This window comes from Shimia sp. MIT910701, assembly GCF_047126315.1.
GTDB lineage: Bacteria > Pseudomonadota > Alphaproteobacteria > Rhodobacterales > Rhodobacteraceae > Shimia.
On sequence record NZ_CP138953.1, the window covers coordinates 3850286 to 3873536 of the forward strand.

General features: G+C 58.5%; 27 protein-coding genes. 12 read left to right on the plus strand and 15 right to left on the minus strand.

Annotated features, from left to right (window positions below):
* Window position 1 precedes the first annotated feature (1 nt).
* The 4 genes from lysA to argH all read right to left on the minus strand — a co-directional run bounded on the left by lysA (window position 2) and on the right by argH (window position 3521).
* Window positions 2-1282, minus strand: coding sequence for a diaminopimelate decarboxylase (gene lysA, locus SIB38_RS18720; protein ID WP_294116451.1), 1281 nt, complete (start codon window positions 1280-1282; stop codon window positions 2-4).
* An 84-nt stretch (window positions 1283-1366) separates the two neighbouring features.
* Window positions 1367-1684: a DUF2834 domain-containing protein gene (locus tag SIB38_RS18725; RefSeq protein ID WP_294116452.1), complete on the minus strand. Its 318-nt coding sequence runs from the start codon at window positions 1682-1684 to the stop codon at window positions 1367-1369.
* 104 nt (window positions 1685-1788) lie between these two features.
* Window positions 1789-1986, minus strand: a complete 198-nt coding sequence (locus SIB38_RS18730) for a hypothetical protein (RefSeq protein WP_294116453.1) — start codon at window positions 1984-1986, stop codon at window positions 1789-1791.
* Between the two features lie 140 nt (window positions 1987-2126).
* Complete coding sequence (argH, locus tag SIB38_RS18735) at window positions 2127-3521, minus strand: argininosuccinate lyase (RefSeq protein ID WP_294116454.1); 1395 nt, start codon at window positions 3519-3521, stop codon at window positions 2127-2129.
* 22 nt (window positions 3522-3543) lie between these two features.
* On the opposite strand from argH, the gene SIB38_RS18740 reads away from it, so the two are divergent.
* From SIB38_RS18740 to phbB, 5 genes are all read left to right on the plus strand, one after another.
* On the plus strand, window positions 3544-4146 hold the full coding sequence (locus SIB38_RS18740) for a TlpA family protein disulfide reductase (RefSeq protein WP_294116455.1): 603 nt from the start codon (window positions 3544-3546) through the stop codon (window positions 4144-4146).
* Window positions 4147-4190: 44 nt separating this feature from the next.
* Entirely contained in the window at window positions 4191-4808 is a 618-nt protein-coding gene (locus SIB38_RS18745; protein ID WP_294116456.1) for a hypothetical protein, read from the plus strand.
* Between the two features lie 192 nt (window positions 4809-5000).
* A complete protein-coding gene (locus SIB38_RS18750) occupies window positions 5001-5840 on the plus strand; it encodes an EAL domain-containing protein (RefSeq protein WP_294116457.1) in 840 nt (279 codons plus the stop codon).
* Between the two features lie 203 nt (window positions 5841-6043).
* The gene (locus tag SIB38_RS18755; RefSeq protein WP_294116458.1) at window positions 6044-7222 is read left to right on the plus strand and encodes an acetyl-CoA C-acetyltransferase; all 1179 of its coding nucleotides are present in this window, start codon (window positions 6044-6046) and stop codon (window positions 7220-7222) included.
* 192 nt (window positions 7223-7414) lie between these two features.
* Window positions 7415-8137, plus strand: a complete 723-nt coding sequence (phbB, locus tag SIB38_RS18760) for an acetoacetyl-CoA reductase (RefSeq protein ID WP_294116459.1) — start codon at window positions 7415-7417, stop codon at window positions 8135-8137.
* 74 nt (window positions 8138-8211) lie between these two features.
* On the opposite strand, the gene SIB38_RS18765 is transcribed toward phbB, so the two are convergent.
* On the minus strand, window positions 8212-8370 hold the full coding sequence (locus tag SIB38_RS18765; protein ID WP_294116460.1) for a hypothetical protein: 159 nt from the start codon (window positions 8368-8370) through the stop codon (window positions 8212-8214).
* A 116-nt stretch (window positions 8371-8486) separates the two neighbouring features.
* Here SIB38_RS18765 and gcvA point away from each other — a divergent pair, with 116 nt between their 5' ends.
* Together gcvA and SIB38_RS18775 are read left to right on the plus strand one after the other, a co-directional pair.
* On the plus strand, window positions 8487-9437 hold the full coding sequence (gene gcvA / locus SIB38_RS18770) for a transcriptional regulator GcvA (protein ID WP_412550803.1): 951 nt from the start codon (window positions 8487-8489) through the stop codon (window positions 9435-9437).
* Window positions 9434-10300, plus strand: a complete 867-nt coding sequence (locus SIB38_RS18775; RefSeq protein WP_294116462.1) for a DMT family transporter — start codon at window positions 9434-9436, stop codon at window positions 10298-10300. Before gcvA ends, SIB38_RS18775 begins: the two co-directional genes overlap by 4 nt.
* A 3-nt stretch (window positions 10301-10303) precedes the next feature.
* On the opposite strand, the gene SIB38_RS18780 is transcribed toward SIB38_RS18775, so the two are convergent.
* The 3 genes from SIB38_RS18780 to SIB38_RS18790 form a co-directional block, all read right to left on the minus strand.
* Window positions 10304-10468, minus strand: coding sequence for a YdcH family protein (locus SIB38_RS18780; RefSeq protein WP_294116464.1), 165 nt, complete (start codon window positions 10466-10468; stop codon window positions 10304-10306).
* A gap of 202 nt (window positions 10469-10670) precedes the next feature.
* Window positions 10671-11381: a tRNA1(Val) (adenine(37)-N6)-methyltransferase gene (locus SIB38_RS18785; protein ID WP_294116465.1), complete on the minus strand. Its 711-nt coding sequence runs from the start codon at window positions 11379-11381 to the stop codon at window positions 10671-10673.
* A gap of 38 nt (window positions 11382-11419) precedes the next feature.
* On the minus strand, window positions 11420-11641 hold the full coding sequence (locus SIB38_RS18790; RefSeq protein WP_294116466.1) for a DUF2007 domain-containing protein: 222 nt from the start codon (window positions 11639-11641) through the stop codon (window positions 11420-11422).
* A gap of 59 nt (window positions 11642-11700) precedes the next feature.
* Here SIB38_RS18790 and SIB38_RS18795 point away from each other — a divergent pair, with 59 nt between their 5' ends.
* Window positions 11701-12702: a polyprenyl synthetase family protein gene (locus SIB38_RS18795; protein WP_294116467.1), complete on the plus strand. Its 1002-nt coding sequence runs from the start codon at window positions 11701-11703 to the stop codon at window positions 12700-12702.
* A gap of 41 nt (window positions 12703-12743) precedes the next feature.
* Here SIB38_RS18795 and SIB38_RS18800 read toward each other — a convergent pair whose 3' ends face one another.
* A complete protein-coding gene (locus SIB38_RS18800; RefSeq protein WP_412550804.1) occupies window positions 12744-14450 on the minus strand; it encodes a tetratricopeptide repeat protein in 1707 nt (568 codons plus the stop codon).
* Window positions 14451-14561: 111 nt separating this feature from the next.
* A complete protein-coding gene (locus tag SIB38_RS18805) occupies window positions 14562-16211 on the minus strand; it encodes an electron transfer flavoprotein-ubiquinone oxidoreductase (RefSeq protein ID WP_294116469.1) in 1650 nt (549 codons plus the stop codon).
* Between the two features lie 252 nt (window positions 16212-16463).
* Here SIB38_RS18805 and greA point away from each other — a divergent pair, with 252 nt between their 5' ends.
* Together greA and SIB38_RS18815 are read left to right on the plus strand one after the other, a co-directional pair.
* Window positions 16464-16934 carry a transcription elongation factor GreA gene (gene greA, locus SIB38_RS18810; RefSeq protein ID WP_294116471.1) on the plus strand — a complete coding sequence of 157 codons (471 nt, stop codon included), beginning with the start codon at window positions 16464-16466 and terminating at the stop codon, window positions 16932-16934.
* A 26-nt stretch (window positions 16935-16960) separates the two neighbouring features.
* Window positions 16961-17983, plus strand: coding sequence for a hypothetical protein (locus SIB38_RS18815; RefSeq protein ID WP_412550805.1), 1023 nt, complete (start codon window positions 16961-16963; stop codon window positions 17981-17983).
* Between the two features lie 32 nt (window positions 17984-18015).
* Here SIB38_RS18815 and glp read toward each other — a convergent pair whose 3' ends face one another.
* The 4 genes from glp to SIB38_RS18835 are packed head-to-tail and all read right to left on the minus strand — an operon-like array spanning window position 18016 to window position 21313.
* Window positions 18016-19287 (minus strand): gephyrin-like molybdotransferase Glp, encoded by a 1272-nt coding sequence (gene glp / locus SIB38_RS18820; protein WP_294116474.1) that lies wholly within the window; start codon window positions 19285-19287, stop codon window positions 18016-18018.
* Window positions 19288-19296: 9 nt separating this feature from the next.
* Window positions 19297-19806, minus strand: a complete 510-nt coding sequence (gene mobB / locus SIB38_RS18825) for a molybdopterin-guanine dinucleotide biosynthesis protein B (protein ID WP_294116475.1) — start codon at window positions 19804-19806, stop codon at window positions 19297-19299.
* A gap of 2 nt (window positions 19807-19808) precedes the next feature.
* Window positions 19809-20429, minus strand: coding sequence for a molybdenum cofactor guanylyltransferase MobA (gene mobA, locus SIB38_RS18830; protein WP_412550806.1), 621 nt, complete (start codon window positions 20427-20429; stop codon window positions 19809-19811).
* Complete coding sequence (locus tag SIB38_RS18835; RefSeq protein ID WP_294116478.1) at window positions 20426-21313, minus strand: formate dehydrogenase accessory sulfurtransferase FdhD; 888 nt, start codon at window positions 21311-21313, stop codon at window positions 20426-20428. Before SIB38_RS18835 ends, mobA begins: the two co-directional genes overlap by 4 nt.
* Window positions 21314-21462: 149 nt before the next feature.
* On the opposite strand from SIB38_RS18835, the gene SIB38_RS18840 reads away from it, so the two are divergent.
* Entirely contained in the window at window positions 21463-22176 is a 714-nt protein-coding gene (locus SIB38_RS18840) for an AzlC family ABC transporter permease (RefSeq protein WP_412550807.1), read from the plus strand.
* Window positions 22173-22496, plus strand: coding sequence for an AzlD domain-containing protein (locus SIB38_RS18845; RefSeq protein ID WP_294116481.1), 324 nt, complete (start codon window positions 22173-22175; stop codon window positions 22494-22496). The genes SIB38_RS18840 and SIB38_RS18845 overlap by 4 nt, the downstream gene beginning before the upstream one ends.
* A 105-nt stretch (window positions 22497-22601) precedes the next feature.
* On the opposite strand, the gene SIB38_RS18850 is transcribed toward SIB38_RS18845, so the two are convergent.
* A complete protein-coding gene (locus tag SIB38_RS18850; protein ID WP_294116482.1) occupies window positions 22602-23231 on the minus strand; it encodes a hypothetical protein in 630 nt (209 codons plus the stop codon).
* Between the last annotated feature and the right edge of the window lie 20 nt (window positions 23232-23251).

Consider the following 23251-nt stretch of genomic DNA (forward strand, 5'->3'; position numbering starts at 1 on the left):
CTTAGTCGCTGGTCTGATCCAGCCACTCTGGGATGCTATCGCGGTTTATCATCTCTTCATAGGTTGGACGTCGGCGGATAACCGCAAATTGATCGTCCTTCACCAGAACTTCTGGGATTAAGGGCCGCGTGTTGTACTCGCTGGACATTACCGCGCCATAGGCCCCTGCACTGCGGAACGCGATCAGATCGCCATCGGCAAGCTGCGCCATATTGCGCCCTTTGGCAAAGGTGTCGCCAGATTCACAGACCGGCCCCACGATGTCATATTGCGCAGGCTCCTGCCCCGGTTCGGCCTCAACGACCGGCACAATATCATGATGCGCCTCATACATCGCCGGACGGATCAGGTCGTTCATCGCCCCGTCGACAATCAGGAACTCACGGTCTTCGCCGGACTTCACGTAGATCACCTTGCACACCATGATGCCCGCGTTGCCCGCGATCAAACGACCCGGCTCAATCTCGATCTCGCAATTCAAGTGCCCCAGCACACGCTTTACCATCGCACCATATTCCACCGGCAGCGGCGGCGCAGAGTTGGAGCGCTCATAGGGAATGCCCAGGCCACCGCCCAGATCCAACCGCTTGATGTCGTGCCCTTCGGCCCGCAACTGTTCAGTCAGTTCCGCGACCTTCTTATAAGCCGCCTCAAACGGCGCCAACTGGGTCAACTGACTGCCAATGTGCACATCAATACCAATGACTTTTAGGCCCGGCAAAGACGCCGCCAGCGCATAAACCTCTTTGGCGCGGCTGATTGGGATGCCAAATTTGTTCTCCGACTTACCGGTTGCAATTTTGGCGTGGGTTTTGGCATCCACATCCGGGTTCACCCGAATGGTGATTGGCGCCTCAACTCCCAAACGGCTCGCCACGGCACTGATCGCCGCCATTTCCGGCTCGCTCTCCACGTTGAACTGGCGGATGCCACCAGTCAGCGCGAGTTCAATCTCATCTTCGGTTTTACCGACACCGGAGAACACAATCTTGTTGCCCGGCACCCCCGCGGCCTTGGCGCGCGCATATTCGCCGCCCGACACCACATCCATGCCCGCGCCCAGTGCGGCCAGAGTTTTCAAGATCGCCTGATTAGAGGCTGCTTTCATGGCGTAGCACACCAGATGATCCGTGCCTTCCAGTGCTTCGTCAAACAGGCGGAAGTGGCGTTCAAAGGTCGCGGTGGAATAGCAGTAGAACGGCGTGCCAACCTGCGCGGCAATTTCCTTTACCGGCACATCTTCGGCAAACAACTCCCCGTCGCGATAAAGAAAATGATCCATAGTGCCGTCTCCTGCGTGCCGCTAGCGTAGTTCGGCCTCCCTCATACGCCGCGGCGCAGCGCCGATCAATGCTCCTGAGCCGACTTACTTCACCGGCTTTGCCCGCAGGAACAGATAAAGCGGCAGGCCACAGCTCACACCAATCATCCAAGTCGCTGGAATCGCCAATAGCGCAATCCAATTGCGCCGCACCCAGACCTCAACCAGAACCCACACCGTGAGCGTGATGGCAGAGATCACAAGATCCCAATAGATGCCGGTCACCGCGTCATTGGCTTTCCACAGCGCCACCATGGCCTGAAGATCCAGACCGTTCTCGGCAATCCACGGCCCAAAATACATCATCGGATGGATCGCGCCCCAAATGGCCAATCCCAAAAATACCCAACGCAAAGGTGACATGTGTTCCCCAATCCCAAAAAGTAAGCGGCACCACAGGTACGGCGCCGCCTTTGCTTCGGATCAGAATGTCCCGATTGGGACTGAGCTTTCAAGAGGCTAAGCCCTTAGCAGCCATACCAGCGACAGCCACCGCCAATTGAGATGCTCACGGTGCCGTTGGTCACGCCCACGCTGCCGGATGTGTGCACCCCGTCAGAGCCGATTCCGATATTGGCGTTGGCACGGGGTGTCCAAGGCTCTCCGTCCACACCACACGCGGACACAACAGCCAAACTCAAACAGGCAAAAACAACGCGGAACATGTGGGATCTCCCATGGCAGCAGCGTCAACAGGACCTAATGCACCCCCCGGTGCAAATGCAGTCGACGCGTCCACCATACGGAAAAACCGCGCGGATTGGAAAGGGGAAACACCGCCCTCCGGCGTCATCTCCCCAAGGGCTTAGCTGTCCAGCTTGGCTTTCCAAGCGGCAATCTGCTCACGCACACGGGTGGGCGCGGTGCCACCATAGGACATGCGCGAGGACACCGAGTTGTGTACGCCCAGCACACCAAACACATCTTCCGTGATCGCCGCATGCACAGACTGCATGTCTTCCAGCGTCAGGTCTGGCAGGTCGCACTCCTTGCTTTCCGCCATGGCAACCAGCGAGCCGGTAACATGGTGCGCGTCGCGGAACGGCATGTTCAGCGCCCGCACCAGCCAGTCGGCCAGATCAGTTGCGGTGGAGAAGCCACTGCCGGCTGCTGCTTCCAGGCTATCCTGGTTGGCAGTCATGTCCTTGACCATGCCTTCCATCGCCGCCAGCGCCAGCATCAGGTTGTCCGCCGCATCAAAGACCTGCTCTTTGTCTTCCTGCATGTCCTTGGAGTACGTCAACGGCAGGCCCTTCATCACCATCAGAAGCGCAGTGTTGGCGCCAAAGATCCGGCCAATCTTGGCACGGATCAACTCTGCCGCATCCGGGTTTTTCTTCTGCGGCATGATGGAGCTGCCGGTGGAGAAGCGATCAGAGAGCGTCACAAAGCGGAACTGCGCGGAGGACCAAATCACCAGCTCTTCGGCAAAGCGGCTCAAGTGCATGGCGCAAATGCTGCTTGCGGACAGGAACTCCAACGCAAAGTCACGATCTGCCACCGCGTCCAAAGAGTTCGCCGCCGGACGGTCAAAGCCCAGCGCCTTGGCCGTCATCTCACGATCAATTGGGAAAGACGTCCCAGCCAAAGCCGCCGCGCCCAGAGGGGATTCATTCATCCGTTCCCGCGCGTCTTTGAAACGTGACAAGTCACGGCCAAACATCTCCACATAAGCCATCATGTGGTGGCCCCATGTCACCGGCTGCGCGGTCTGCAGATGGGTAAAGCCCGGCATCACCCAATCCGCGCCCGCTTCAGCCTGCGACACAAACGCACGGATCAGCGCCTCGATGCCGGCAATCGCCGCATCAATCTGATCGCGCACCCAGAGTTTAAAGTCCGTCGCAACCTGGTCATTCCGGCTCCGGCCTGTGTGCAAGCGCCCGGCAGGCTCGCCAATGATCTCTTTCAGCCGCGCTTCCACATTCATGTGAATGTCTTCCAACGCCGTGGAAAATTGGAACGTGCCGCCCTCAATCTCTGACAACACCGTGAGAAGCCCTTCCCGAATGGCCTCCGCATCGCTATCTGTCAGAATGCCTGTCTTGGCGAGCATCGCCGCATGGGCCCGAGAGCCAGCAATGTCCTGCGCCGCCATACGTTGATCGTAGCCAATAGACGCGTTGATCGCTTCCATAATGGCGTCCGGTCCGGCGGCAAAACGGCCACCCCACATCTGGTTTGAGGTATCTTTGGTCATGAGAAGCCCTTTTGGAGGGAAGATGAAAGTAAATGGGTCCGCGCTGGTTTATACAGGCTTGGCAGCAATCGCAATTGCCGCCCTCTCCTTTGTTGCTCTGAAACCTTCAGCCAAGGCTGAAACCCGCGACTTTTCCGCCGTCGTTGACATGCGCGAAGGTGACATGCGCAAGCTCAACTTCCACTCTGCCCCCAAAGAGGTCTCGCAAAACAGCTTCCTCACAGAAGACGGCGGCGAAGCCACCTTGGGGGACTACAAAGGCAAAGTGGTGCTTCTGAACTTCTGGGCCACCTGGTGCGCCCCCTGCCGCCACGAAATGCCGATGCTGTCAGAACTGCAATCCGAGCTCAGCGGCGCAGATTTTGAGGTGCTGACGCTCGCCACCGGCCGCAACATGGTCCCCGCGATGCAGAAGTTCTTTGACGAGATTGGCGTGAACAACCTTCCCTTGCATCGCGACCCCAAGCAAGCCGTTGCGCGGGAAATGGCTGTCTTTGGCCTGCCCGCCACCATCATTATGGACCGCGACGGCAAGGAAATTGCACGTTTACAAGGGGATGCAGACTGGTCGAGCGAAAACGCCCGTGCTATCCTTTCCGCCGTAATCGCCATGGGGAACTCCTGACACGCCCCAAAGCCCTGACGACTGGCACATAAGAAGAGACCCCTATGATCCGCCACGCCTTGGCTTTTCTCCTCCTTCTGGGCGCCCCCGCCCAACTTGCCGCGCAGGACATTCAACAGCACGGCAGACACACCAAGATCGAAATGGTGAAACGGTTTGAGCTGCGCGGCGATGCCCGCGCCGCCTTCCGCCAGTTCAAACGTAAATCCGACTACTTCGGGGCGATCTACATCAACCGCCCGGAACGCCACGCTGGCGTGCACGCCAACGCCAACTCCCTCTGGCTGGCCGAAGCTTATGCGCAGACCCTGTGCCACAAACAATCGCGCAACCCGGACTACTGCGTACTGTACGCCCGCAGCGTGCCCAAAGACTACGACCGTACCGCCTTTGGCGTGACCCTGTCCCACGCGGCCAACAAAGACTTTCGCGAATACAAAAAGCTGCAAAACAAGAAACGCTCCGGTGCCTTTGCCGTCGCCGACAACGGTGCCATCGGCTATTCCTGGGCCGAGCCCTCCTCCATGGTGGCGCGCGAACAAGCGTTGCACCGCTGTGCCAAAGCCTCCGTCAAACTCCTGCGAGCGGCACCCCAGGATCTCTTGCCACTGCTGTCGAGCCCCGCGCGTCAAACCTGCCACATTGTGCATACCTCCAACTGACCGGCGTCGGAAACCGCTTCTTAAGCCCTGTGGCACATACTGGGCGAACCGCCCTCTATTCGCCTTAAGTTAGTTAAAAACAGGGCTAAAACACCCCTGTTCAGCGCCGTCCCAGAGCGTCATTTTAAGACATGGTTCATGTCTGTGTTCTTAAATGGGCACGCTGCTAAATGGGATGATGGGAAGCCTGCTATGGATCGCCCAAACAAAAAGAAACGCAAGGCTGGCGCGAAGCAAGGGCATCGCAGCCCGCTGGCGTACGCCCTGGACACACGGGATTCCTCCACGCTGGACATGGTCCGCGAGGCAATCGCGCACAAGCAGGTTCTGCTCGCCTACCAACCGATTGTTCAGGCTTCCAACACCAAGCGTCCCGCGTTTTACGAAGGGCTTGTGCGGGTGCTGGACGAAACCGGCCGCATCATTCCCGCCAAAGATTTCATGGGCGCCGTTGAAGACAGCGAACTGGGCCGCCAACTCGATGTGCTTGCGCTCGAGCTTGGCTTGCAAGCTCTGGCGGAACAGCCCGGCCTGCGCCTCTCAATCAACATGTCAGCCCGCTCGATCGGCTATGCCCCCTGGATGGATTGCCTACAGCGCGGCCTGACCCGCGCCGCCACCATTCCGGAACGGTTGATCTTTGAAATCTCGGAAAAATCCGTGGTGCAGGTCCCGGAAATTGTTCAAGGCTTTATGGAAGAGCTGCAGGTCAAAGGCATGTCCTTTGCACTGGATGACTACGGCTCCGGCCTGACCACGCTGACCGTCTTCCGCGACTTTGATTTTGACATCATCAAACTGGACGGCAGCTTCAGCCGCAACATTTCTCTGGATGGCAGCAATCAGGTGATTGCCTCCGCTGTCGCTGCGATTTGTGAGCGCTTTGACATGCACTCCGTTGCCAGCCGTATTGAAAGCCCGGCAGATGCGCAGATGATGGCGGACCTCGGCTTTGACTGCCTACAAGGCTTTGCCTTTGGCGCGCCAACCATTTCCCCACCGTGGAAACAGCGCAAAAGTAACGCGGCCTAACTCCCCTGCAAAACCTCCTCTTCAGTGCTTCGCCTACACGCGATGGGCGCATTCTCGCCATGCGACTTTAGCCCTGTGACAGCCTGACCATTGCCGCAGTGCGGCAAATGCGCTATTGACGCTACGGAAACGGAGTTTTGCGGGTTGCCTGAGGGGGGCGGTCCCGCACATGCTCCGCCCAGCATTTTGTAGAGGATTTGCATATGACCAACGTAGTGATTGCTTCCGCGGCCCGGACCGCCGTCGGTAGCTTCAGCGGCTCCTTCGCCAACACCCCCGCACATGATCTCGGCGCCACCGTGCTTAACGCACTGGTAGAGCGTGCCGGCATTGAAAAGGCGGATGTGTCTGAAACCATTCTCGGTCAGGTTCTGACCGGTGGCCAAGGTCAAAACCCGGCCCGCCAGGCGCACGTCAACGCCGGCCTGCCAATCGAAAGTGCCGCTTGGGGCATCAACCAGGTGTGTGGCTCCGGCCTGCGCGCCGTGGCTCTGGCTGCACAGCACATCCAACTGGGTGACGCGTCTATCGTGGCCGCCGGAGGTCAGGAAAACATGTCCCTGTCTCCCCACGTGGCGCACCTGCGCGCAGGCACCAAAATGGGCGATGTGAAATACATCGACTCCATGATCCGCGACGGCCTGTGGGATGCGTTCAACGGCTACCACATGGGCCAAACCGCAGAGAACGTGGCTGAGAAGTGGCAGATCAGCCGCGAAGCCCAAGACGAGTTCGCCGTGGCTTCCCAGAACAAGGCCGAAGCCGCTCAGAAAGCTGGCAAGTTTGCCGACGAGATCGTGCCGTTCACTGTAAAAACCCGCAAGGGTGACATCGTTGTGGACGCCGACGAATACATCCGCCACGGCGCCACCATCGAAGCCATGCAGAAACTGCGCCCAGCCTTCGTCCGCGACGGCGGCACCGTCACCGCGGCCAACGCCTCCGGCATCAACGACGGCGCGGCTGGCGCTCTGCTGATGACCGCTGATGAGGCGGAAAAGCGCGGCATCGAGCCTCTGGCCCGCATCGCGTCTTACGCCACCGCCGGTCTGGACCCGTCCATCATGGGTGTTGGCCCAATCTACGCTTCCCGCAAGGCACTGGACAAAGCCGGCTGGTCCGCCGAAGAGCTGGATCTGGTAGAAGCCAACGAAGCCTTTGCCGCACAGGCCTGCGCCGTGAACAAAGACATGGGCTGGAACCCTGAGATTGTGAATGTGAACGGCGGCGCCATCGCCATTGGTCACCCAATTGGCGCGTCTGGTGCGCGTATCCTGAACACACTGTTGTTTGAAATGAAGCGTCGCGACGCCAAAAAAGGTCTCGCAACCCTCTGCATCGGCGGCGGCATGGGTGTGGCCATGTGCCTTGAGCGTCCTTGACGCAACGCCCCTATGCGTTTGAGAATGAGAGGGGCGTCCATCGGGCGCCTCTTTTTTGTACTGGGAGGTCATTTTTCGCACAAGCAGCAAAAAATATCTGCAGTGCGGCAATTCATCACGTAATTATGTTGCGTAATGTGATTTAAAAACGTAACAGAGTTACCAACACATTTACTCACTTGGAGGACCATCATGGCAAGAGTAGCACTCGTCACCGGCGGCAGCCGCGGTATCGGTGAAGCCATCTCAAAAGCACTGAAGGCTGAAGGCTATGAAGTTGCAGCAACCTATGCCGGCAACGACGAGAAGGCCGCCGCCTTCACCGAAGCCACCGGCATTAAGACCTACAAATGGAATGTGGCCGACTATGAGGCGTCCAAAGCAGGTCTGGCGCAGGTCGAAGATGATCTCGGCCCAATCGACGTGATTGTTGCCAACGCTGGCATCACACGTGACGCCCCATTCCACAAAATGACCCCAGAGCAGTGGCACGAAGTGGTCGACACCAACCTGACCGGCGTGTTCAACACCGTGCACCCTGTCTGGGCTGGCATGCGCGAACGCAAATTTGGCCGCATCATCGTGATATCTTCGATCAACGGTCAGAAAGGTCAATTTGCTCAGGTCAACTACGCTGCCACCAAAGCTGGCGACCTTGGCATCGTGAAATCCTTGGCCCAGGAAGGCGCCCGCGCGGGCATCACCGCCAACGCCATCTGCCCTGGCTACATCGCCACCGAGATGGTGATGGCCGTGCCAGAGAAAGTCCGCGAGTCGATCATTGGCCAGATCCCAACCGGCCGTCTGGGTGAGCCAGAAGAAATCGCGCGCTGCGTGACCTTCCTCGCCTCCGATGACGCAGGCTTCATCAACGGCTCCACCATCTCCGCCAACGGTGGCCAGTTCTTCGTGTGATCCCCACACGACTCACAAACCAAAAGGGCCGGTCAAACGACCGGCCCTTCTCTTTTGCCCCGTAAGTGCCTGTCTCAGGCGCAGCGGGACGGTTCCGTAAGAACACCATGGTTCAGCGGAACGGATTTGCCACCAAACAGAACTTTGAAAAAACCAACAAAGGCAGCGCTACGGGCAGCATGCGCGTCCTGGTAGGCTTGCTGAGTGCGGGCGGTGATAGCAGTCTCGATCATGATAGCCTCTCTTCTGTTTGACGATGGAAAACTTAACTGACCCCAATATGGCGCCAACACAGCTTCGCGACAAACGAGACTTTCCCTAGCCTCACTTAATCTGTATTTAACCGAACATGACCGATCGCCTGCCCCCACTCACCGCGCTGCGTGCCTTTGATGCCGCGCAACGCCATATGTCGTTTGCCAAAGCCGCCGATGAGCTGCACGTCACGCCCGCCGCGCTCAGCTATCAGATCAAATCACTTGAAGAGCACCTCGGCGCGCCGCTGTTCCACCGCCTGAACCGCGCCGTGGCCCTGACCGAGATCGGCGAAACACTTGCCCCCGGCATTCAGGAAGGTTTCCAAACCTTGTCCTCTGCCTGGCGCGCCGCCCAACGCCAGATGGATGACGCCACCCTCATGGTGACCGCAGGCCCGGCTTTCACCGCCAAGTGGTTTGCGCCTCGGTTTTACGAATTTGCCCGCGCCCACCCGGAAATCGAACTGCGTTTCTCCGCCACCCTGCGCAACCTCGACTTCAACCGTGACGAGGTCGATGTGGCCATCCGCTTTGGCCTGCTGAAAGACGAACCCGGCCTTTGGACCTACCCGATGGCGCGCGAATGGGTCACCCCGGTTATGACACCTGAAATGGCCGAACGTTTCCCCACGCCGGAAAGCCTGAAAACCGCCACGCTGATCCACGACGAATCCATCGACTTCCTGCGCCCCCGCGCGGACTGGGCCGCCTGGTGTCGCCTGATGCAGCTTAACATCGACACCTCTCATGGTCCCCGCTTCACCGGCGCGGATCACAGCATCGACGCCGCCCTGGCTGGCGCCGGCATCGCTCTTGGGCGCCGCGCTCTGGTGGTCAAAGACATCCACGAAGGCCGCCTTGTCGCGCCTTACAAACACGCCATCTGGCTGCAGGCCCGCTTTCGCTTCCTCTGCCGCGAAGGCACCCAGGACCGCCCCCACATCGCCGCGCTGCGCGAATGGATGATGGCAGAGATAGACAAAACCGCCGAAGTGACCGAGAACTTGATCATCACGCCGATCGAGGAGATTCCCCCCGCATGACCCGCGCCAAAGCGACCGCAGTTGGCTTCATCGCCGTGCTGCTCTGGGCTTTGCTCGCCCTCTTCACGGTTGGCAGCGCCCCAACGCCGCCGCTTATGCTCAATGCACTGTGTTTCACCATTGGCGGCACGCTGGGGGTCGTCTGGGCCATTGCCACTGGCGAGTGGCGCGCCCTGCGCAGCATCCCCCTCAAGGTCTACCTCTTTGGCAGCCTCAGCCTGTTTGGCTACCACGCGCTTTACTTCTCCGCCCTACGCCTCGCACCCGCGGCCGAAGCCGGACTGATCGCTTACCTATGGCCCCTTCTGATTGTATTGATGTCCGGCCTGCTGCCCGGTGAACGCCTGCGCGCCGGCCACCTGTTTGGCGCTTGCCTTGGTTTCTTGGGCGCAGCGCTGATCATCGGCGGCGGCGGCCTCGGCTTCAACCCGACCCACCTGCCCGGCTATGGCCTCGCCCTTGCCTGCGCTTTCACGTGGTCCAGCTATTCGGTGCTCTCCCGTCGCCTCGGCGACATCCCCACAGTGTCCGTGGTGGTCTTCTGCCTCGCCACCGCCGTGCTCTCCACGCTGCTGCACATTGCGCTGGAGGATACCGTCTGGCCCGCCGACATGCTCACCTGGGTGTCAGTCTTTGCCCTCGGCCTCGGCCCTGTTGGACTGGCGTTCTATGTCTGGGATGTGGGGGTGAAACGTGGCGACATCCAGCTCTTGGGCACCGCCTCATATGCGGCTCCGCTGCTGTCGACTTTGGCTCTGGTGGGGGCTGGGTTTGCCGAGCCCACGATACACCTGGGCGCGGCGGCTTTGCTGATCACTGGCGGCGCGGTCCTCGCCACGCGCGCCAGCTTGAAATCTGGCTAGCGCTTACGCGGATAATCGCGTGATTTCTTCTTTGAGGCGGAGTTTCTGTTTCTTGAGTTCAGCGACGTCAAGATCACTGCTGCCGGGGGCGCGTTGCTCTTGTTCGACTTGCTCAGAGAGGGCTTCGTGTTTGCGTTTCAGCTCTTCGAGGTGTGCGCTTACGCTCATCATGTTCTCCTATGCAAACAATATGTAGTGAAACCAGTGCAGCACAGTTTTTGCCGCAAGTCACGCGCCACTTGTGACATATTCTTAACACTGGAGAATTTCCGCCGACGCTGTCGTAAAACAGTCGTAGTACCGACGCGATACCGACGTGGTTTTTTGCCGAATCGGACAGCCTTACTGACCCGAGCGTTGCGTTAACGTTTTAAGGGAAAAGCAGCGCCGCCCCGTCTCGCAAAACCGCGCTGATTTGGGCTGTGTAGCTCTCCCCATCTTGGGTGTGTTTGTCACCCTCATGCAGGCGCACAGGCGCATGCAGACGAAACGCGGCCCGCCCGCCTTTCACCCCGCGCACCAGCACCAGATTGGCGTCCCGTCCGGCCCGCGCCTGCAATGGCAATACCTGCAGCGAACCAAGCACATCCTGCATGCCCGAAAGCAAATCCGGCAGCCGCTCCGCACGATGCACAAAGGTCGCTGTGCCTTTTGGTGCAAGGCGCTTGGCTGCCACCTCAATCCAAACTCGCAACGGCGTGTCTTCCCCCATCGCCACATCGCGTCCCGCGTCCTGCGCTGCCGTGCTGGCGGTGCGATCAAAATACGGTGGATTGGCCAGAACATGGTCAAACTGCATTTGCCGCAATTCTAGTGGCAAAGCCGCCAAATCTGCTTCCCAGATGGTTGCATCCGCCCCGTTGTCCTTGGCATTGCGCTGCGCCAAAGCTGCGTATTCCGGCTGCAACTCGACCGCATGCACCGTCAGATCCGGCACCCGCGCCGCCAGGCACAAAAACGCCGCCCCGGCCCCGCTGCCCAGTTCCAAAACCTGCTGCCCAGGCTTTGCCGGGATCGTTGCGGCCAACAAAACTGGATCAACCCCAGCGCGATATCCGTCCTTGGGTTGCCATAAGGTCACGCGTCCGCTCAAAAAATCGTTCTGCGTCAGCGCCGCACTCACAAGGACCGCCCCAATGCAATCTCGTTATCCAGCATAACCCGTTCAGCTTGCTGCAAATCTTGGCTCCGCACCATCAACCGGCGCGGCAGTATGCCAATGCTGCCCTCCAGGACGCTCATGTTTACGTCCATTTCAAAGCAGTCTATACCCTCTCCCTGAAGCAGGGCGGTGGCGAAGGCGATGGTGGTCGGATCTGTGCTACGCAAAAGCTCTTTCATAATAACGATCTAAGGTTAGGGAGCGGCCAATGTCGACCCCTCGCGACAGGAAGTCCAAAATGAGTCTCGATCACGCTGCCAGCAAGCCGCATGAAGCCCTCGCAGTTCTGCTGCGCGATGATATGGAAGCGGTGAACACGCTGATCGAAGAGCGTATGGCCTCCAAACACGCCCCACGCATTCCCGAAGTCACCGCACATCTGGTTGGCGCTGGCGGCAAACGTCTGCGCCCGATGCTGACTTTGGCCGCGGCAAAACTCTGCGGCTACGACGGCCCCTACCATGTGCATCTGGCCGCAACGGTCGAGTTCATTCACACCGCAACCCTGCTGCACGATGATGTGGTCGACGAAAGTGAACAGCGCCGTGGCCGTCCGACAGCCAACCTGCTCTGGGACAACAAAAGTTCGGTTCTGGTGGGGGATTACCTGTTTTCGCGCAGCTTCCAGCTGATGACCGAAACCAACAACATCGACGTGTTGCGCATCCTGTCCAATGCCTCCGCCACCATTGCGGAAGGCGAAGTGTTGCAGCTCACCGCCGCCACAGACCTCTCCACCAACGAAGATATTTACCTGCAGGTGGTACGAGGAAAGACCGCCGCGCTGTTTTCTGCCGCCACCGAAGTCGGCGGCGTGATTGCGGGCGCGTCTGCGGAGGATGTGCAGGCCCTGTTTGACTACGGCGACGCCCTCGGCATCGCCTTCCAAATCGCGGATGACCTGCTCGACTACCAGGGCGACTCAGCCCAGACCGGCAAGAACGTGGGCGACGATTTCCGCGAAAGAAAGTTAACGCTGCCTGTGATCAAAGCTGTTGCACAAGCCAGCGACGAGGAGCGCAGCTTCTGGGAACGCACAATTGAAAAAGGCCGCCAAGAAGACGGCGACCTAGATCATGCGTTGGCCCTGATGGACAAATACAACACTTTGAATCGCACCCGCGACGACGCATTGGCTTGGGCAGAAAAAGCCAAGGACGCGGTGAAAAAACTTCCGGACCACGAAATCCGGGGACTGTTGTCAGACATCGCCGACTACGTTGTCGCCCGCCTGAACTAAACAAACCGCGCCGCCAGTTTTCAACTGGCGGCGCAAAGGCTTTAATTACCGTCTTTGGCCGCCAAAGGCTCCGCGCCTTCCTCTTCCAGTACGACGTCCAAACCAACTTCAAGCTTGCGGCGAATACGATCTGGCTTGGCTTCTTCAGCCGTTTCCTCGTCCACAAAGCTCAACGCTCGCCGCCACTGAAACTGCGCCTCAAGCTTGCGACCAACCGCCCAATATACGTCGCCTAAGTGATCCGTTACGACTGGATCAACAGGCATCAATTCCGTCGCGCGTTCCATATGCCCAACGGCTTCTTCATAACGGCCAAGACGGAACAAAACCCAACCAAGACTGTCCACGATATAGCCGCTGTCCGGGCGAGCGGCGACGGCGCGCTCGATCATATCCAGCGCCTCATCAAGCTTGATCTGCTTCTCTACCAAGGAATAGCCAAGGTAGTTCAACACCTGCGGCTGCTCGGGGTTTAGCTCCAGCGCTTTTCGAAAATCTGCCTCGGCAGCCTCCCAGTTGTCGAGCCGCTCATGACTGATCGCGCGGGCGTAAAACAAGAACCACTGCCGCATCTCCAGCGTGTCATAGAGGCTGATAGCGGTGTCATAAGACGCAATCGCCCCTTCAAAGTCTTTCTCCTGCCGACGCAGATCCCCGAGCGCGGTGTGCACGTAAGGCAAGTCCGGTTGGCTTCGCGTCAGCGATTCCAGAACCTCCATCGCCGCCTCGATTTTGCCAGCTTCACGCAGGGCTTCTGCACGACCAAGCTCCGCCGCATGAAAAGACGGATCATCGGCAGACACTTTCTGATAGGTCTGTGATGCCAACTCATATCGGCCAAGCGTTTCCAGCAATTCCGCCGTTAGCAACAGAGCTTCTGTGTGGTCCGGCCGCAGGAACTCCGCCAAACGCGCATAGAGCAAGGTGTAATCCGCATTGGCTTCATTTCGCAGCGCATTGGCGATCGAGAAGTACACTTCCGCAATCCCATCAGCTGCCGAGCCAACATGCGTGAATGGCAACACCTCGCCCGCCTCAAGACGCTCGCGCAGCATGCGCAGTTCCGGATCAAGGTCGGCCCCAAAGGCAGTGTCCAGACGCTGGATAGCCTCTTCATTGCGCTCTAGTTGAGACAGAATCTCCACTTCGCTCACAACCCCACGGCGGGTCGACTGCATGCCATTCATGGCACCTTCGAGGAAAATCGCATGTGCTCCCTCAAAGTCCCCTACAGATGCCAGAGCCAAAGCTTTGTGATAGGCCGCAAAGCCTCCAAGTCCTTGCTCCTTAGACACTTCGTCAAAAGCGGCGAGGGCTTCGGACATTGCCCCGCGGCCAATCTGCGCCCAGGCTTTCATCAGTCCGTCCACTAGGGGGCCAACCCCTGCACTTTCCAAACGCGCGGCCAGCTCGGCATAGTTTTCGTCCTCAACCAAGCCTGCGGTGATCGCCATCTCCGCTAGTTGGCTTTGATGCCCATCCGAATCCATCTTCCGCGCGATCGGCATCGCGCGATCGATCTGGCCAAGAGACAAAAACGCCAACACTGCGTTTTCCTGCAACAACGGGTTGCTCGGATCTTTGGTCAATGCGTCACTGTAATAGCGCGCTGCTTCGGTATAATCCGAGCCATAGCTCGCCTGTCGCGCAGCCAAGTAGGCCCCGGCCATGCTGTCCGCATGAACCGGCAAAGACGTGGTTGCCAATAGCGCGGTGATCGCCACTGTTTTTAGAAATTGACCGGCCACGTGAGACTCCCATGCACTGACTTTCCAGCAAAGGTAGTCGGGGGGCTGCCAACACGCAATGGGGCGACCCGTTGGCCGCCCCATGTTTTGGTAAAATTTCCGCGTGTTAGATCACATGTTCGGGTAGTTAGGCCCATCGCCACCTTGTGGCGTAACCCACGTGATGTTCTGGCTTGGATCTTTAATGTCGCACGTTTTGCAGTGTACACAGTTCTGGAAGTTCACAACAAAGCGAGGGTCTTTACCCTCCTCTTCGACCACTTCGTATACACCAGCGGGGCAATAGCGCTGTGCAGGCTCCGCAAACTTCGGCAGGTTCACCGAAACCGGCACACCGCCGTCGGCGAGACGCAGGTGACACGGCTGACTTTCTTCGTGGTTGGTCATCGAGAAGCTGACGTTTGTCAGGCGGTCAAAGGACAGCTTGCCGTCTGGCTTCGGGTATTCAATCGGCTTGTGTTTGCTGGCTTCCTCGGTCGCGTCGGCATCATTTTTGCCATGCTTGACGGTACCAAAAAGAGAGAAACCAAATGTGTTGGTCCACATGTCCAAGCCGCCAAGCATCAAGGAAGCTGTCAGACCCCATTTGGACCAGATCGGCTTCACATTGCGCACCTTCTTCAGGTCCTTGCCAATCGCACCGCTGCGCACCTCGGTTTCATATGCGGTAAGCTCGTCGCCAGAACGCTCAGCCTTGATCGCATCAAACGCTGCTTCAGCGGCCGCTTTCCCGGAAAGCATCGCATTGTGGTTGCCTTTGATACGCGGCACGTTGACCATACCCACGGAACAGCCCAGGAGCGCCACACCAGGCGCCACCATTTTCGGCATGGATTGATAGCCACCTTCCGAGATTGCCCGCGCGCCGTACGCAACCCGCTTGCCGCCCTCCAACAGCTCGGCAACCTTTGGGTGGTGCTTGAAGCGCTGGAACTCCATGTAAGGGAAGAGGTGTGGGTTCTTGTAGTTCAGGTGCACCACAAAGCCGACATACACTTGGTTATTTTCCAGGTGATAGATGAAGGACCCGCCGCCCGCGTTCTTACCCAGCGGCCAGCCCATCGTGTGGGTCACTTCGCCGAGATTGTGCTTGGCAGGGTCGATCTCCCAGATCTCCTTCATGCCAACGCCAAACTTTTGCGGTTCTTTGCCGTCCTGAAGATTGTATTTCGCAATCACCTCTTTGGCGAGGGACCCACGTACGCCTTCAGACAGGAACACGTATTTGCCGTGCAGTTCCATTCCTGGCTCGGTGTTTGGTCCGTAAGATCCATCTTCTTCCAAACCAAAGACACCGGCGACCACGCCTTTGACTTCACCATTGTCGCCATAAACCAGCTCAGAGCAGGCCATACCTGGGAAGATTTCAACTCCAAGCTCTTCCGCCTGCTCCGCCATCCAGCGGCAGACGTTGCCCATGGACACAATGTAGTTGCCGTGGTTGTTCATCAGCGGCGGCATCGGGAAGTTTGGCACGCGAATTTCGCCCGCCTCGCCCAGCATATAGAAATTATCTTCCTTCACCGGCGTGTTCAGCGGCGCGCCTTTGGCCTTCCAGTCAGGAATCAGCGCGTCCAAACCACAAGGGTCCAGAACAGCACCTGAAAGAATGTGCGCACCCACCTCGGACCCTTTTTCCAAGACCACAACATCAAGGTCCGCGTCCAATTGCTTCAGACGGATCGCTGCCGATAGGCCAGCAGGACCCGCACCAACGATGACAACGTCATACTCCATGGCTTCGCGTTCGATTTCCGACATTGGCTTCCCCTTTCGGATCGCTGGGTAATAATCTTTCGCACCTGCTAGCCCGACTATAATCAATACGTCAATCGGAACCCCACGACATTTCGCCCCATTTGCGTAATTTTGCGGCGGCACAACGTATTTCTACTTGCATTGTTTCCCCCTCTTGCATTTGAAAGAGGTCTCAGGGCACTCTGCCGTGCTAGTACATAAAACATACCCGCCGCCCGGCCTTTTAGGCGGCCAAAGACCAACGGGACCGCACCCATGGAAAAAATACCAATGACCCGCGCCGGGCACTCGGCGCTCGAAGCGGAATTGAAGCAGTTGAAAACGGTGGAACGCCCCGCGATCATCGAGGCGATTGCCTCTGCGCGCGAGCTAGGCGACCTGAAAGAAAACGCAGAATACCATTCTGCACGTGAAAAACAGGGGTTCATCGAAGGGCGTGTAAAGGAACTGGAAGCGGTGATTGGCCTGGCGGAAGTTATTGATCCAGCGTCCCTCTCCGGTGCTATTAAGTTTGGCGCAACCGTCACATTGGTGGACGAAGACACCGACGAAGAAAAGACCTGGCAGATTGTCGGCGAACATGAAGCCAATGTCGAAAAAGGCCTGCTCAACATCAAATCGCCCATCGCACGTGCTTTGATTGGCAAAGAAGAAGGCGACAGCGTCGAAGTCCGCACGCCGGGCGGCGAGAAAAGTTACGAAGTTCTCAGTATTTCTTATCAGTGAACCAGATAGTTAAGATGCGGCCCCGCATGACAGACGACACCGATTCCCAGCCAACGCCGCTGGGCATCTATGACAAACCAAACGGCCCCAAAGTCACTTCAATCGAGTTGATTGCGGTGGGCCTAAGCTTTGTTTGGCTGGTGGGGTCTGTGGTGTTTTTCCTGGTGCTGGAGCACAATCCGGTTGATGGCAGCAGCGGCCTGCAGTTCCTCATGACGCTATTGGCAGTCTTCATGCCGGTTGCGATGATCTGGGTGGCGGCCACAGCTGCGCGGTCTTCCCGCGTTATGCGCGAAGAGAGCGCCCGCTTGCAGGCGGCGATCGACGCCATGCGCCGCACTTATGTCAATCAGGCTCAGGGCGTGCAGGCACAGCAAGGCGTGGAGCCTTCGGTCGCGAAGAAGCTCGACGAGATTGCGGCGGCGACGCGGAAAACGGAAACTGCGCTGGCGACTTTTTCGTCGAGCCGCGACCGTGATGATGGCATCCGCAAATCACAGGAAGCCGAGCCTGTGAAGGACGACCAGGCGGATCAGGGCACCCTGGCCTTGGGAACACCTGCTGAAGAACTGTCCCCGCCTCTGCCCCGTTCAGATTTCATCCAAGCCCTGAACTTCCCGGAAAACGCCGATGATGCCGAAGGCTTTGCCGCGTTACGCAAAGCGCTGCGGGACCGTCAAGCGGCCCAACTGATTCAAGCCAGCCAGGATGTTCTGACGCTACTGAGTCAGGACGGCATCTACATGGACGACCTGCGCCCAGACTTAGCACGCCCGGAAATCTGGCGCCGGTTTGCAAGTGGCGAACGTGGGAAGCCAATTGCGGCCTTGGGCGGTGTGCGTGACCGCAGTTCGCTGGCGCTGGCTGCAGGTCGCATGAAACAAGACCCGATCTTCCGCGACGCCGCGCATCACTTCTTGCGCCGTTTTGATAAGTGCTTTGTGGAGTTTGAAGAAACCGCATCAGACGCGGACATTGCGGCCCTCTCGGAAACCCGCACCGCCCGCGCCTTTATGCTGCTAGGCCGCGTGGCCGGGATCTTCGACTAAAAAAGGCGCGCCATCGAGCGCCTTTTTCACATCTACAGCCCAAACGCGGAGTAAGGGTAGTAAAGCACCTCCGTGCCCTCCTCTACGTCCATGGCGTCGTCTGGTAGCTCCACCAACCCTTCAGCCCAGCTCAACCCACTGATCCGCCCGGAACCTTCGGATTTGAACACCTCCGCCCGCCCGTCCCGCAAGCGCGCGCGCAGATATTCGCGCCGCCCAGCTTTCTTGGACTTTGCAAAAGCCGCGGGTACCCGTTGCGCCACCGGTTCCTGCCATCCGGCACCGCCCAAAGCGTCCATAGCGGGTTTGGCGAAAATCAACGTGCAAACCTTTGCCGCCACAGGGTTGCCCGGCAAGCCAAACACAGGCGTGCCAGCCCACATCCCCAGAGCCAATGGACGGCCCGGTTTGATTGCCAGCCGCCACAGCGTCATGGAACCGGTTTCATTGAGCAAGGCGGACATGTGGTCCTCATCGCCCGCAGAGGCACCGCCGGAAGTCAGGATCATATCCGCAGAACTTGCAGCTTCATCCAAGAAACTTTTTAAGGCGTCACGATCATCCGGCGCGCGGCCCATGTCTATGGGCTCAAAACCAAATTGGGCGATCATAGCAAGCAGCATGGGGCGGTTCGCGTCAAAAATCTGATCTGGCCGCGCGTCCTGACCTGGCTCCGCCAACTCGTCTCCGGTGGAAACCACCGCCACACGCAAGCGCTTGAACACCAACAGCTGTGACACGCCTGTTGCGGCCGCCAAGGCCAGATCGGCAGGCGTAATGCGCTGGCCTTTGGCGAGGATGACACCGCCGACGGCTACGTCCTCCCCTGCCTTTCGGGTATTGCTGCCTTTTTTGAGCGGACCGTGAAAGGCAATTGCCGTGCCATCGGTGGTCACGTCTTCTTGCAGGATCACAGTGTCCACGCCTTCAGGCACGGTGGCCCCTGTGAGGATGCGTACAGCGTGAGCGGAAGGCAGTTCTCCTTCAAACGGGTCACCCGCAGCTGATCGACCTGCCACCAATGGCAGCGTTTGCGGCCCTTCAATGATATCGGCATGATGCAGCCCGTAGCCATCCACCGCAGAGTTCGGCTGTGGCGGATTGGACCGCCGCGCGACAACATCCTCTGCCACGATCCGGCCCAAGGCTGCAAACAGCGGGACCGTTTCCGTGTCAACACATACATGAAGTCGTTCCTTTAGAAGCGTCAGGGCTTCAGACACAGGCGTCCAATGCGTGTCCGCGGGCAAAGAAAAACAATCGTTTTTCAGAGGCGGCGGCACCAGTTCATTTTGCTTGGACATATGGGCCTCCTAACCGGCGGGTGACGCGCTCATCCCCAAGTCAGACAGAATAAAATCAGCAATTGCCTTTGTATCGTTCAAGTCAAATACCGGTTTGTCGTTTTCCAGCGCCACGTCGCTGGCAATTGCGCGAATGGTCGGATCTTCCGGCGAAATCAGCGCGTTGCCGGTCTCCTGACGATGCGCTTCGACCTTGGGGTGGGCATCCCGTTTATAGCCTTCCACCAGCACCAGATCGACATCTGAGAGCTTGGTGAGCAGGTCCTCAAGCGTTGGCTCATCTTCATCGCGCAACTCATGCATCAACGCCCAGCGGCTTTTGGACGCCAACAAGACCTCCCGCGCCCCAGCCACCCGATGGCGGTGGCTGTCCTTACCCGGGTGATCCACGTCAAAGCTGTGATGCGCATGTTTGACTGTGGACACACTAAAGCCGCGCCCCGTGATTTCGGTCACCAAACGTTCCATCAACCCGGTTTTGCCCGAATTTTTCCACCCGACAACGCCATAGATTTGCATTGTTATTCCATCTCTCCAGCAATCCGGCGCGCCTCTTCAAGATCTTCCGGTGTATTCACATTAAAGAAAGGGTCTATCCCGCTTTGCACAAAGGCGGCTTGACCTGCATCATGTTTGTCCGTCCAGATCACAACTTTTCTCAAGCCTGCTTCCAAGGCTGCCCTCAAGTCCTCCCGCAGAGCCACGGGCCAGAGCCCAAAGGTCGGCTGTCGCCAGAGTTTGCCGCCCGGCTTTCCCGAAGCGGCCAAGGCGAGCGGATGCGGGCTGGCTTCAGAAGCCAGCAAGAGTTGTGGCACCAAATCACAGGGGAAGAATGGCGTGTCGGCTGCGGCCGTCACAATCGCATCCGCCCCCTGCTCTGCCGCCCAGTCCAGACCGGCCAACACACCAGCCAAAGGCCCAGGAAACTCCGCCAGAGAGTCCGGAATTACAGGTAGTTCCAGATCCGCAAACCGCGCTGGGTCGCCATTGGCGTTGAGCGCCATGCCAGCCACCTGTGGCTCCAAACGGTCGATCACGTGCTGCAAAATGGTATTGCCACCTAAGGCCAAGCGGCCCTTATCGCCACCGCCCATGCGGGTGGCCTGGCCTCCCGCCAAAATCACGCCAAGGGGTTGTTTCATCGACCATATCCCCCTTTACGCGCGTGCTTTTTGCCCTCGTCCGGCACACTGGCTGGATCAACATCGCGCAGCAAGCGCTCCTCGCCACTGAGGCAGACAAAACGCTGGCCTCGCATCCGGCCAATTACGGTAAGCCCCACTTGGCGCGCGATCTCCACGCCCCAAGCGGTGAACCCGGAACGAGATGCAAGAACGGGAATGCCCATCAAGGCGCATTTGATCACCATCTCGGACGTGAGCCGACCGGTGGTGTAGAGCATCTTATCCGCCGCTACTTCTCCGTGCTGAAACATCCACCCAGAGATTTTGTCGACCGCATTATGCCGGCCAACGTCCTCCATATAGACCAACGGCCGCGCGCCTTGGCAGAGCACAGTGCCATGAATGGCACCGGCCTCCAGATACAGCGACGGCGTGCGATTGATGGTATTGGCGAGCGCATAGAGGTCGCTGGTTTTGACCTGCGTCTGAGGCAGCTCTACCCCTTCCAAGCCTTCCATCATGTCGCCAAAAACGGTGCCCACGGCACAGCCCGATGTACGGGTCTTTTTCTTGAGTTTCTCTTCGTGATTGGTCTCTGTTTCGGTGCGCACGACAACCACTTCGAGCTCTTCATCATAGTCCACCCGCGTGACAACATCACCGTCGCGCAACATGCCCTGATTGCGCAGAAAACCAACCGCCAGATACTCCGGATAGTCGCCAATGGTCATGGCTGTCACGATTTCCTGGCTGTTGAGGTAAATCGTCAGAGGCCGTTCTTCTACAACGGAAATTTCGGTTTCCTGCCCAAGGTGATCCACGCCAGTGACGGCGCGGGTCAAGCGTGGCGCTTTGGGATCAGGGGCAATCAGATATTGTGCCAAGTCCGGCGCGTCTGCCATGGGTGTCCTCCGTTGATTAGTGGGCAAACTAGTGATGATTTTTTTGTATTGCCACCATCAAAAACTTTGCTGCGACCTTGCGTTCACAACGCTTGCGCAGCCGTGGCCAACTCGCTACCCCGACTAAGGTACATTTCAGCGAGGCTTTTATGGCGTCATATTGGGATAGATCCACCTTCTGGCGCGGCTTCCGGGATGGGTTGCCGTTTGTGCTGGTGGTCGGGCCGTTTGGCATGTTGTTTGGCGTTGTGGCCACCGAGGCAGGACTGCCTTTGGTGCAGGTCATGAGCTTTTCGATTGTGGTGATCGCAGGTGCCGCGCAGTTCACAGCGCTGCAGTTGATGGCGGACAATGCGCCAACCATTGTGGTGATCGCCTCAGCACTGGCAGTGAACCTGCGGATGGCGATGTACTCGGCCTCTATGACGCCGCACCTTGGGCCGTTGCCAGTGTGGCGGCGGGCGTTAGTAGCTTATAGTCTGGTAGATCAAAGCTATGCGCTTTCGGTCATGGAATATGAGAAGCGTCCGGAGATGACGCTGGCGCAAAAAACCTCTTATTTTGCAGGGGTTATCGCGCCGGTTCTGCCAAATTGGTACCTTGCAACGCTGGTAGGTGCTTTAGTGGGACAGTCCATTCCAGACAGCTTTGCGCTCGATTTTGCGGTGCCCATCACCTTCCTTGCGATGATTGGTCCAATGCTGCGCACCAAGGCGCATGTTGCGGCGGCAGTGGTCTCGGTCATCTGCGCGCTGCTCTTCGCCTTCCTGCCCTGGAACCTGGGCCTGATCGCGGCAGGGATTGCAGGTATGATGACTGGGGCCTTTGTGGAATTGCGCACCGAAAACAGGGACATGGCATGAGTGAGAGCACAACCGTCTGGGTGATCATTGTCGCCATGGGGATGGGCAGCTTTGGGTTGCGCTTCCTGTTTTTGGGCGTGATCGGCGACCGGGAATTGCCTGAGTGGGTGCTGCGCCATTTGCGCTATACGGCTGTGGCTGTACTGCCAGGGCTGGTGGCACCACTTGTGCTGTGGCCTGCGGCAACGGAAGGGCAACCGGACCCAGCGCGGCTGGCGGCGGCGGCAGTGACGCTTGGCGTGGGCTATGCCACTAAGAACGTTTTGGCGGCGATTTTCAGCGGCGCGGCGGCGTTGTTTCTGGGGCTGTATTTCCTCTAAAATCCACGTCGGTATTGCGTCGGTATCACGGCTGTTTTGCGACTGTGGCGATGCGCGCACAAAAAAGCGCCCCTTGGGGCGCTTCTGTGCATCATTTTCGAGATCTTACTGACGTTCGTATTCCGGGACAAAGGCGGCGAGCACCTTGGACTTGTCGTCGTCGTCGTACTCAAACAGACGATCATAGGTCGCGCCTTTGTCGGCAAAGTAGTCCATCAACTTGCGCGGATAATAAGACTGCGGCGCATCCTCAAAACCCGGCAAGGTCTTCAACAGCGCAGAGGTAGATTTTGCACATTGTGCCTCGGTCACCGGACCCAGCGACTCGGCGCCGCGCAGGGCCATCTCCGCAACCTGCGGGCTCACGTCGATGGACTGCACCACCACATGGTAGGTCTCGCGCGCATGAAAGCGGGTGTACTGATCCACCATATAAGGTGTCATGCCGTAGACCACATCGTTTTTTGCAACGATCGCGTCCTCTTTGCGGAAGGAGCCAGCCGGGTCAAACGCCACGCGCTGGCTGCCATTGATCATCAACGAGGTATGCGCGCCGGAGCCGCTCTCGTTGGAGATCATGGTGTAGAGCGTCAGCTGTTTAGGGCCGTCATGCACATAACGCGCGGCCTCCACAGCGGCGTCCGGCGAGTTGCTGGACGCCGGATTGCGCACCGAACAGGCCGACACTGAAGCGACCAGCGCCACAAGCGCCAAACCACGTACCAAAACATTCATACCTGAGAACCCCGGCGAGA

What these genes read in the sequence shown, in the direction of transcription:
- SIB38_RS18780 (WP_294116464.1), bottom strand. Translation starts at nt 10,468, where the DNA reads ATGAGCGTAAGCGCACACCTCGAAGAGCTGAAACGCAAACACGAAGCC.
- SIB38_RS18775 (WP_294116462.1), top strand. Translation starts at nt 9,434, where the DNA reads ATGACCCGCGCCAAAGCGACCGCAGTTGGCTTCATCGCCGTGCTGCTC.
- SIB38_RS18725 (WP_294116452.1), bottom strand. Translation starts at nt 1,684, where the DNA reads ATGTCACCTTTGCGTTGGGTATTTTTGGGATTGGCCATTTGGGGCGCG.
- gcvA (WP_412550803.1), top strand. Translation starts at nt 8,487, where the DNA reads ATGACCGATCGCCTGCCCCCACTCACCGCGCTGCGTGCCTTTGATGCC.
- SIB38_RS18840 (WP_412550807.1), top strand. Translation starts at nt 21,463, where the DNA reads ATGGCGTCATATTGGGATAGATCCACCTTCTGGCGCGGCTTCCGGGAT.
- SIB38_RS18815 (WP_412550805.1), top strand. Translation starts at nt 16,961, where the DNA reads ATGACAGACGACACCGATTCCCAGCCAACGCCGCTGGGCATCTATGAC.
- SIB38_RS18795 (WP_294116467.1), top strand. Translation starts at nt 11,701, where the DNA reads ATGAGTCTCGATCACGCTGCCAGCAAGCCGCATGAAGCCCTCGCAGTT.
- SIB38_RS18835 (WP_294116478.1), bottom strand. Translation starts at nt 21,313, where the DNA reads ATGGCAGACGCGCCGGACTTGGCACAATATCTGATTGCCCCTGATCCC.
- SIB38_RS18765 (WP_294116460.1), bottom strand. Translation starts at nt 8,370, where the DNA reads ATGATCGAGACTGCTATCACCGCCCGCACTCAGCAAGCCTACCAGGAC.
- SIB38_RS18750 (WP_294116457.1), top strand. Translation starts at nt 5,001, where the DNA reads ATGGATCGCCCAAACAAAAAGAAACGCAAGGCTGGCGCGAAGCAAGGG.
- argH (WP_294116454.1), bottom strand. Translation starts at nt 3,521, where the DNA reads ATGACCAAAGATACCTCAAACCAGATGTGGGGTGGCCGTTTTGCCGCC.
- SIB38_RS18730 (WP_294116453.1), bottom strand. Translation starts at nt 1,986, where the DNA reads ATGTTCCGCGTTGTTTTTGCCTGTTTGAGTTTGGCTGTTGTGTCCGCG.
- mobA (WP_412550806.1), bottom strand. Translation starts at nt 20,429, where the DNA reads ATGAAACAACCCCTTGGCGTGATTTTGGCGGGAGGCCAGGCCACCCGC.
- phbB (WP_294116459.1), top strand. Translation starts at nt 7,415, where the DNA reads ATGGCAAGAGTAGCACTCGTCACCGGCGGCAGCCGCGGTATCGGTGAA.
- SIB38_RS18740 (WP_294116455.1), top strand. Translation starts at nt 3,544, where the DNA reads ATGAAAGTAAATGGGTCCGCGCTGGTTTATACAGGCTTGGCAGCAATC.
- SIB38_RS18805 (WP_294116469.1), bottom strand. Translation starts at nt 16,211, where the DNA reads ATGTCGGAAATCGAACGCGAAGCCATGGAGTATGACGTTGTCATCGTT.
- SIB38_RS18745 (WP_294116456.1), top strand. Translation starts at nt 4,191, where the DNA reads ATGATCCGCCACGCCTTGGCTTTTCTCCTCCTTCTGGGCGCCCCCGCC.
- greA (WP_294116471.1), top strand. Translation starts at nt 16,464, where the DNA reads ATGGAAAAAATACCAATGACCCGCGCCGGGCACTCGGCGCTCGAAGCG.
- SIB38_RS18845 (WP_294116481.1), top strand. Translation starts at nt 22,173, where the DNA reads ATGAGTGAGAGCACAACCGTCTGGGTGATCATTGTCGCCATGGGGATG.
- lysA (WP_294116451.1), bottom strand. Translation starts at nt 1,282, where the DNA reads ATGGATCATTTTCTTTATCGCGACGGGGAGTTGTTTGCCGAAGATGTG.
- glp (WP_294116474.1), bottom strand. Translation starts at nt 19,287, where the DNA reads ATGTCCAAGCAAAATGAACTGGTGCCGCCGCCTCTGAAAAACGATTGT.
- SIB38_RS18790 (WP_294116466.1), bottom strand. Translation starts at nt 11,641, where the DNA reads ATGAAAGAGCTTTTGCGTAGCACAGATCCGACCACCATCGCCTTCGCC.
- SIB38_RS18850 (WP_294116482.1), bottom strand. Translation starts at nt 23,231, where the DNA reads ATGAATGTTTTGGTACGTGGTTTGGCGCTTGTGGCGCTGGTCGCTTCA.
- mobB (WP_294116475.1), bottom strand. Translation starts at nt 19,806, where the DNA reads ATGCAAATCTATGGCGTTGTCGGGTGGAAAAATTCGGGCAAAACCGGG.
- SIB38_RS18755 (WP_294116458.1), top strand. Translation starts at nt 6,044, where the DNA reads ATGACCAACGTAGTGATTGCTTCCGCGGCCCGGACCGCCGTCGGTAGC.